Source organism: Pseudomonas sp. NDM (assembly GCF_003105095.1).
In the GTDB taxonomy this organism is placed as follows: Bacteria; Pseudomonadota; Gammaproteobacteria; order Pseudomonadales; family Pseudomonadaceae; genus Aquipseudomonas; species Aquipseudomonas moraviensis_A.
On sequence record NZ_QETJ01000011.1, the window covers coordinates 1 to 5,860 of the forward strand.

The 5,860-nt window shown below is 61.2% G+C and carries 5 protein-coding genes; 1 reads left to right on the forward strand and 4 read right to left on the reverse strand.

Annotated elements, in window-relative coordinates; all coding sequences use genetic code 11:
• Positions 1-18: 18 nt before the first annotated feature.
• Entirely contained in the window at positions 19-666 is a 648-nt protein-coding gene (gene ycaC / locus DCO47_RS04705; RefSeq protein ID WP_165839184.1) for an isochorismate family cysteine hydrolase YcaC, read from the reverse strand.
• Between the two features lie 110 nt (positions 667-776).
• Complete coding sequence (locus DCO47_RS04710; protein ID WP_116657588.1) at positions 777-1,703, reverse strand: Gfo/Idh/MocA family protein; 927 nt, start codon at positions 1,701-1,703, stop codon at positions 777-779.
• Between the two features lie 248 nt (positions 1,704-1,951).
• On the opposite strand from DCO47_RS04710, the gene DCO47_RS04715 reads away from it, so the two are divergent.
• Entirely contained in the window at positions 1,952-2,674 is a 723-nt protein-coding gene (locus DCO47_RS04715; RefSeq protein WP_083353080.1) for a helix-turn-helix transcriptional regulator, read from the forward strand.
• Between the two features lie 10 nt (positions 2,675-2,684).
• Here DCO47_RS04715 and DCO47_RS04720 read toward each other — a convergent pair whose 3' ends face one another.
• Positions 2,685-4,643, reverse strand: coding sequence for a MacB family efflux pump subunit (locus DCO47_RS04720; protein ID WP_065617028.1), 1,959 nt, complete (start codon positions 4,641-4,643; stop codon positions 2,685-2,687).
• A gap of 2 nt (positions 4,644-4,645) precedes the next feature.
• Positions 4,646-5,794, reverse strand: a complete 1,149-nt coding sequence (gene macA, locus DCO47_RS04725) for a macrolide transporter subunit MacA (RefSeq protein WP_042609572.1) — start codon at positions 5,792-5,794, stop codon at positions 4,646-4,648.
• Positions 5,795-5,860 lie beyond the last annotated feature (66 nt).

The following is a 5,860-nucleotide window of genomic DNA, read 5'->3' on the forward strand; positions in this document are numbered from 1 at the left end:
TTTTTAGTTAGCGATGACTCACTTCTGCTGCGTCAGCGCCGAGTAGCTGTTCATCAGGTTGCGGTAGTTGGGAATCCGCTGCGACAGCAGGTTACCCAGGCCTTCAATGTCGTTGCGCCAGTCGCGGTGCAGCTCACAGGCCACCGAGAACCAGTTCATCATCTGCGCGCCAGCCTGAGTCATGCGGCTCCACGCAGCTTGCTGAACAGTGGTGTTGAAGGTGCCGGACGCGTCAGTCACCACAAACACATCAAAACCTTCCGCCAGCGCCGACAGGGTCGGGAACGCTACGCACACATCCGTGACCACACCGGCAATGATGATCTGCTTGCGCCCGGTGGCCTTGATTGCCTTGACGAAATCTTCGTTGTCCCAAGCGTTGATCTGACCAGGGCGAGCGATGTACGGCGCGTCCGGGAACATCTCTTTCAGCTCCGGTACCAGCGGGCCGTTCGGGCCTTGTTCGAAGCTGGTGGTGAGGATCGTCGGCAGGTCGAAGAACTTGGCCAGATCCGCCAGCGCCAGCACGTTGTTCTTGAACTCGTTCGGCGAGAAATCCTGCACCAGCGAGATCAGACCGGTCTGGTGGTCAACCAGCAGCACGATAGCGTCGTCTTTGTCAGGCGGTTGTAGGTTGGAGTGGTCATGGTGTGCGTCCCTTTTCAAGTTTGAAGTTTGTTGTTGCGTTCAAGTTGGGTACAGATTACTGACGCACAGCAAAGGGATAAATCGGCTGAAAAGCGTTTCACCGTCCACTCAAACCGGACAATCGATCCTTAATCGTAAAAGGGCTCAACCAACGCCCGGCTGCCGACAAAGAAACTGTCCGCCACCAGGCGCAAGGGTTGCAGATCCAGGTCGCTGGCCTTGTCGCCGATCAGTTGCTGGAAGTGGCGGTAGACCGCTGCGTACTCGCCCTCTTCCGATACGCTTTGCCGGACGCCGTCGATGCTCAGGACGGCACCGCCGTTGTCCAAGCGCAGGACGCCTTCGGCGCAGCGGATTTCGATGCTCCACAGTTCGTCATGCCCATGGTCGAAATCGAACTCGGCGCGCACGTCGAGCCGACGCGCATCGGACATTTTGATCGAGGCGGCAATCGGCGACTGGCAGTTGCTCGGCACGCGCAGTTCGGCGGCTTCGACGAACAGCGGCAGTGCCAGCAGGTGGGTGATGATCGACAAGGCGTTGATGCCCGGATCGAACACACCCAGGCCACCCGGTTGCCAGATCCACGCTTGACCCGGATGCCACTTGCGTACGTCTTCCTTCCAGTCGATCCGCACGCTTTGCAGGGTGCGGCTGGCCAACCAGTCACGGGCGGCGGCGATGCCCGGCGCATAGCGCGAGTGCCAGGCGAACAGAGCGCTGACGCCTTGCCCGGCGACTTGATCGACCAAGGCCATGGCCTCGCCCAATGTCGCACACGGCGGTTTTTCCACCAGCACGTGCTTGCCGGCCGCCAATGCCTGTTGCACCAGCGCGAAGCGCCCCTGCGGCGGCGTGCAGAACGCAATCGCATCGACGGTCGGGCCGTTCTCGAGCAGCTCGCCCAGCGACTGGAAATTTTCCACCCCGGCGCAAGGTTTGCCCTGGGTGGCGACCGCCACCAGCTGGAATGCCGGGTTGGCGAGGATGGCGGGGACGTGTTGATCCTGGGCGATCTTGCCGTAGCCCACCAGGCCGAGACGAATCGGTTGCATTACAGACTCCTGTTGTTGTTTTGGTCTTTGCAGCGCAGCGGCAAGAGTACGTGTTTCTGCGCAAGCCTCCAATCGTCATACTATTTAAATCGCGCATCATCGCAACGCACACATTGGCGCTTGATTAAACGCAAGTTGAAACGTTGTACTAGGATAGGATCCAAACCTGCAGATTTTTTCCGGCCAAGGAGCTCTACGCCGGGTGCCGCAGGGACACGCTCCGCCCAATGCCACTCACGGATGAAGACATGAACTCACACCTGTTCCCGCACATCGGCAAGGTCATCGCCAGCACCGGCAGCCGCCATTTCCCGCGCATGCTGCATGACTTGATCCGCACGCAACTGGCGGTGGACGCCACACATATCCGCCAGATGCGCGTCGAACCGGTGACGCAGCGCTGCGAACCCGAGCCGATGAAGGACGAGGCGCTGCGAGCCGATACCCTGTTCAGCGAGCACAGCGACCGACCGCCACCCGAGCCATCCTCGACCGCAGCCGACGCCACGCAATTGCACCTGACCCGGCGCAAGGACGGTTACCGCTACGTGATTTCGGTGTACCGCAACGATCAGTCGGAACGTTTTTCCGCTCAGGAACGCAGCCTGTTGCAGGACATCTCCCCGGTGCTGCTGCCGATGGTGGAAAAACACATCAACGCTGTGCAGCCGCTTGAAGTCGATGCGCAAAGTCTGGCGCCAGCCAGCGAAACCAGCGGGCTGGAGACCCTGCGCCTGCGCTTCAACGAGCGTTTGCAGCAGTTGGGGCTGAAACTGTCGAACCGCGAAAGCGAAGTGTGCATCGGCCTGCTCGCCGGGCACACCGCGCCGGAACTGGCCGCGCAGTTGCAGCTGAAGGTCAACACCGTCGAGAGTTACCTCAAGCGCGCCGCGATCAAACTGGGCATCAGCGGCCGGCACTCGCTGATGAAGTGGATGTATTCGCCGCAGGACAGCCCGGCCTCCCCCTGACCACGGGAGGTCAGTCCCGCGCCAGCGCTTCGATCGGGTCGAGCCGCGAAGCGTTGCGCGCGGGTACGAAGCCGAACACCACACCGATCAGGGTCGAACAGAACACCGCCGTCATTACCGAGGCCATTGAAAACACCATCTCCCATTCCTTGATGAACAGCGAAAACAGATGGCCGATGGCATACGACAGGGAAATGCCGATCGCGCCACCGATCAGACAGACCATTACCGCTTCCACCAGAAACTGCTGACGAATGTCCGATTGCCGGGCGCCGACCGCCATCCGAATACCAATCTCGCGAGTGCGTTCGGTCACCGACACCAGCATGATGTTCATCACCCCGATGCCACCGACCACCAGCGAAATCACTGCGATCAGTGACAGCAGCAACGCCAGCGAGCGGCTGGTCTTCTGCACGGTCTGCATGATGCTGTCGAGGTTGTTGGTGAAGAAATCCTTGGTGCCGTGACGCTGCAGCATCAGTTTGTTGACGTTGTCTTCCACCACTTTGCTCGGCTGGCCATCCTTGATGCGCACGCTGATGCTGTCCAGATAACGCTGGCCCAGCAGGCGCCCGGCAGCGGTTTCGTAGGGCACCCAGACGTTAAGCGATTTGCTCGCGGCAAACAGGTTCTTGTTCTCCGCCGCCACACCGATCACCGTGCACGGCAGATTGCCGATCAGGATCACCTGCCCCAGCGGATCGACCTGCTCGCCGAACAGGCGCTGGCGGGTCTTGTGATCGATGACCACCACTTGGGCCTGCCGCCGCGCATCGCTTTCGCTGAAGTGAATGCCCGCGGCCATCTTGATCCCGCGCACCTGGAAGTACAGATCGCTGACGCCATTGACCTGCGCATCGACATCGATATTGCGGTAACGCAACAGCAGATTGCGCCCGACCACTGGCGTCGCACTGTCGACGTAATACAGCTGATTGAGCGCTGCAACATCGGCGGGCACCAGGGTTTCGATGGCGGCGGATCGGCTGTCGCCGAAACTGGTCCCGGAATAGATATCGATGGTGTTGCTGCCGATCGCCTGAATGTCCTTGAGCACGTAACGCTTGGCGCCCTCGCCGATCGCCGAGATCGATACCACCGAAGTGATGCCGATGACGATGCCGAGCATGGTCAGCAAGGTGCGCATGCGATGGGAAATCAACGCGACCCAGGCCATCTTGAAGGCTTCCTTGAACAGCCCGAGGCTGGCGACCAGACGCCGCGCTGCGGTCGCGTGCGGCGCGAGCCGATCGTCGTTCGCCGACGCGTCACTGTCCGGCACATTACGGCGGTCGCTGAGGATTTCGCCGTCGCTGACCTCAATGATCCGCTCGGCATTCGCCGCGACTTTCGGGTCGTGGGTCACCAGGATCACCGTGTGCCCGGCGGCGTGCAGCTCTTGCAGAATGTGCATGACCTCCTTGCCGCTGGTGGTGTCGAGGGCGCCGGTCGGTTCATCGGCGAGGATCACTTCACCGCCGTTCATCAACGCGCGGGCAATGCTCACGCGCTGCTGCTGCCCCCCGGAGAGCTGGCTCGGCCGATGCGTCAGATGTCGCTCCAGACCCAGCCGCGCCAACAGCTCACGGGCGCGGGCATGGCGTTGCGGCTCCGGTGTTCCGGCGTAGATCGCCGGAATCTCGACGTTGTGCATGGCGCTGAGGTGCGGCAGCAAGTGATAACGCTGGAAGATGAACCCGAAGTAATCGCGGCGCAGTTCCGCCAGCGCCTCGCTGTCGAGGTCGCGGGTTTCCCGGCCGTTGATTTTGTAACTGCCCGCGGTGGCGTAATCCAGGCAACCGAGAATATTCATCAGGGTCGACTTGCCAGAGCCAGACGCACCGATGATCGCCACCATTTCCCCGGCGTGGATCGTCAAATCGATGTTTTTCAGCGCCAGGAATTCGCGGTCGCCCGCTGTAAAGCTGCGGGTGATGCCGCTCAGTTGCAGCAGGGCTTCGGCCATGGTCAGGACCCCGCCACGGCGGACACCGGATCACCGATCACCACGCGGTCGCCTTCCGCCAGGCCGTCGTTGATCTGCACCTTGACGTTGTTGTTGATCCCGACCTGCACCGTGCGAACCTGGGCCTGGCCCTTGGCGTCGAGCACCCGCACCGGATAGCTGCCGTCACTGTTGCGCGCACCGAGCGCCGCCACCGGAATGGTCAGCACGGACTTGGCGGTGTCGAGCACCACGCGGACTTGCGCAGTCATGGAAATGCGCAGGCGATGATCCGGGTTCGGCACCTCGAACAGTGCGTTGTAAAACACCGCCGTGTTCTGCTTCGGCGTCCCGGCCGGAGGCGTTTCGAGGAAGTTCTGCGGTGCCGGTTCAGTGCCGCGCAGCTTGCCGTAGTAACGCTTGTCCTCGCCAAGAATGGTGAAATACACCTCCTGCCCCGGCGCGATGTGAATCACATCCGCTTCCGAGACCTGCGCCTTGACAGTCATGGTGTCCAGATCAGCCAGTTTGAGCAGGATCGGCGCCAACTGGTTAGCGATGACAGTCTGGCCTTCCTGGGTGACGATACCGACCACATCGCCGTCGATGGGCGCAATGATTCGCGTATAGGCCAGATTGACCTTGGCGGTGTCGATCTGAATGTGCGCACTCTTGATCTGCGCGTCCAGCGACAACAGGTTGGCCTGCTGCACTTCGTAATTCGATTGCGCGGTTTCGAAATCCTGACGGGAGATCGAAGCGTCCTCCTGCAAATTCCGATAACGCTCGAACAACGCCTTGGTCTGGCGCAACTGGGCCTGGGTCGCACGCTTCTGCGCTTGCAGGTTCTCTTCGTCGACCTGGGCCTGACGCAGTGTGTTCTGCAGTACCAGTGGATCGATTTCCGCCAGCCACTGGCCCTTCTTCACTTTGTCGCCGACCTTGACCTTGAGCGACTTCAGTTGCCCCGACACCTGCGCGCCGACATCGACCTGCTTGATGCCCTCGAGCAACCCGGTGGCGAGTACCGCGTTCTCGATATCACCGCGCTCCACCGTCGCGGTCAGATACTGCGGCGCCTCCGCCGGTGCCTGCACCGCGTACAACAACAACCCGGCCACCGCCGTCAGCGCCACACCCATAGCGACTTTGCGCAACTTCGACTTTTCCATAAATGACCACAAATCCGTTCAGGGTTGAGCCCGGCCAGCGACCGGGCTGCAAGACGTCCACATCAA

Excerpts from the sequence above, each read along its gene's own strand:
- DCO47_RS04720 (WP_065617028.1), bottom strand. The coding sequence starts at position 4,643 with ATGGCCGAAGCCCTGCTGCAACTGAGCGGCATCACCCGCAGCTTTACA.
- DCO47_RS04715 (WP_083353080.1), top strand. The coding sequence starts at position 1,952 with ATGAACTCACACCTGTTCCCGCACATCGGCAAGGTCATCGCCAGCACC.
- DCO47_RS04710 (WP_116657588.1), bottom strand. The coding sequence starts at position 1,703 with ATGCAACCGATTCGTCTCGGCCTGGTGGGCTACGGCAAGATCGCCCAG.
- macA (WP_042609572.1), bottom strand. The coding sequence starts at position 5,794 with ATGGAAAAGTCGAAGTTGCGCAAAGTCGCTATGGGTGTGGCGCTGACG.